Annotated in this window: 1 tRNA gene and 2 rRNA genes; all 3 read right to left on the bottom strand. The window is 38.6% G+C overall.

The features are described 5' to 3' along the window. Positions 1 to 2,238: 2,238 nt before the first annotated feature. The 3 genes from rrf (H5164_RS19755) to rrf (H5164_RS19745) all read right to left on the bottom strand — a co-directional run bounded on the left by rrf (H5164_RS19755) (position 2,239) and on the right by rrf (H5164_RS19745) (position 2,627). A 5S ribosomal RNA gene (gene rrf / locus H5164_RS19755) occupies positions 2,239 to 2,354 on the bottom strand. 36 nt (positions 2,355 to 2,390) lie between these two features. Further along, positions 2,391 to 2,466, bottom strand: a tRNA-Thr gene (locus tag H5164_RS19750). Between the two features lie 45 nt (positions 2,467 to 2,511). Continuing rightward, a 5S ribosomal RNA gene (gene rrf, locus H5164_RS19745) occupies positions 2,512 to 2,627 on the bottom strand. Positions 2,628 to 2,700: the final 73 nt, after the last annotated feature.

The following is a 2,700-nucleotide window of genomic DNA, read 5'->3' as shown; positions in this document are numbered from 1 at the left end:
TCGATTTTTCAGACATCGCCGTAAGACGCTAGGTCGTTGGCTTGGGGTGCGTATTCTACGCTTTCCCGTGTCGGCGTCAAGTGTTTTTTCAAACTTTCTTTTCGCCTTGAATCCAGTGTTTTGAACCACTTAATTCAACCTAACTCGGTAACCGCTTTCGCTGTCTGCCGTGTCAGTGGATGCGCATTATAGGCACCACAAGATTTTGTGCAAGGCCTTTTTTGTCATATTTATGAATTAATTTTTATACTTAACTTAGCACCAGCTTAAGAACATCTTACTCACAGATTTATCCACAATTAAGAGGCTGTAAGCATTAAAATATCCTAAGCAGCAAAGTGACTTGAATAGTAAAACCCTATGTAGAGCACGATTAAAAGTATCATTTATTTATATGCATGCTTAATGAGTAGAGTGCCATCGGTCGAAAAACAAGAACTCTCACCCATGTTAATAGCTTAATGGCCCTTAGTTAGGTTAAGCGGCCTATATTGATAGTATGTAAAACTGAGCTTATTTAAGTAGACTTGATTACATGCGACTGTATATAGGCTAACTGTGAGTTTTACGAGTTGATCTTGGATGCGTGCAGTGACACTTAACGTGCTCTTAGAAGATTGAGGAATCATCCTATGGGTAAACTCTGCCTTAAACAGCGAAGGGATATTGATATAACGTTACTCAATATAAGTAACAAGTTTTAGAATCGATCTTATTAATGACGAATAGGAACCATAACTGAATATTTGAATAGACTTGCTGCATATTTAAAACGAGTCACTTTAAAGGATGCAGATATAGATGACTATGGATTTGAACAAAGCGATGATCAATCTTGATATGTTGATTGTCGCTTCACCAAATTGTATAACAATCTTTGTATCGTTTACTTAAGTGATTACATTGAGAGAATCCACACAAAAATACTATGGCAAAGCCAAGCTTAATTTAAAGAGGTGGCGTTTATCATAATAGTCTTTAGTGCGTAATTTACATTATCGAGCATCATTCTAACTTGCCATAATGTTGCTATCTACTATCGCCTGCTTGAATACGATGAGTTTACCTATCGATAGCTTAGTAAGACTAAGGAGCTAAACAATTATTACGGGTAGCAGATGACTAATAGGCAAATCTGATGGCTGATTTAATAAACACATCTAAGACGATACTGTGTAAAGAATTGAATTCACTGCGGCTTAGATAGGTAAGAGATACTTAGATATAGTGAGCTGATCAGTCCTACTTCAATTTAATCGCTATTGATTTGTAGACAAGAAAGAGATGAATAACATCAGAAACCTATTAATTAAATGAAACCTGGAACATCAAGATTAACGGCGAAGGTTAGCAACGAACAATGTCAAATCAACAGCATGTCACTATAGACCAGCTGTATGAGTAAATAGTTACTAGGCTTTAATAAGGGATAATATAAAGCCATAAATAACAGGCTAAAAACTACTAGTGACGACGAGCATCTAAGCTGATGTTCTAATACCTTATCTTACTAGCTTTGTTTAATAAACGCAGGACCTTCATCCATTCTCTCTCCGGCTCTTATTAAAGCTTGATACTCATAGCGACATACACGATACGAGTGTCATATTTGATTATATAGCTCAAGTACTTTGAGTTCTCAAACTGCAGCCATAAAAACCACTGCATTATAACCCGCTGTGTCACGACTCCCTCACGTTAATTAGATGCCTGGAAATAATCAGCTATCTCAGGGTTATCGACCATAGATTTTTATTGATCATGTGCGATCATTGTTTTCAACCGAAAAATGACATGCATTAAACGCATCTTCAATTTCTCAGGGATTTTTACATCAATTAAGCGTATAAAATAACCTCCTCTGGCATAGGTATATAAACATACTATTATGTAATGCTATCAACGACCATTCCCTCAAATTTTGGACACAAAACAGCCGCAACAAAATAGTGGCCTATCTCGCGACGATTTCAAGTCAACTAGGTGCCTAAAAATAACTTACTCTGTCATGGGCATATCATCCACACTGGTTAATGATTTGTATTGAGAACGTCTTTAGACACAAAACAAAAAGGCCACCTGATTAAAGTGGCCTTGCAGTGTTATTTAGCGCCGGGAAAATAACCGACACTGGCATGGGCATATCATCCACACTGGTTAATGATTCACATTGAGAACAACTTTAGGCACAAAACAAAAAGGCCACCCGATTAAGGTGGCCTTGCTGTTTTATTTGGCGCCTGGAAATGACCTACTCTCGCATGGGGAGACCCCACACTACCATCGGCGATACTGTGTTTCACTTCTGAGTTCGGAATGGGATCAGGTGGTGCCACAGCTCTATGGTTTCCAGACAAACTCTTTTCTAGGACATTACACTAGATAATTCTTGGTGCTGATACCCAGAATCGAACTGGGGACCTCATCCTTACCAAGGATGCGCTCTACCAACTGAGCCATATCAGCAAATTACTTCTTGGAACATACTCTTTCGTAAAAGAGAAATTAGGCGCCTGGAAATGACCTACTCTCGCATGGGGAGACCCCACACTACCATCGGCGATACTGTGTTTCACTTCTGAGTTCGGAATGGGATCAGGTGGTGCCACAGCTCTATGGTTTCCAGACAAATTTTGTTTATCTAACGCAGTATATTGCATTAAATATTAATTCGGAAAGCTGATTGCTTTATTGAGTCTC

The sequence above is a fragment of the Shewanella sp. SG41-3 genome, from assembly GCF_014164545.1.
In the GTDB taxonomy this organism is placed as follows: domain Bacteria; phylum Pseudomonadota; class Gammaproteobacteria; order Enterobacterales; family Shewanellaceae; genus Shewanella; species Shewanella vesiculosa.
This window is presented reverse-complemented; position numbering and strand designations above follow the sequence as displayed.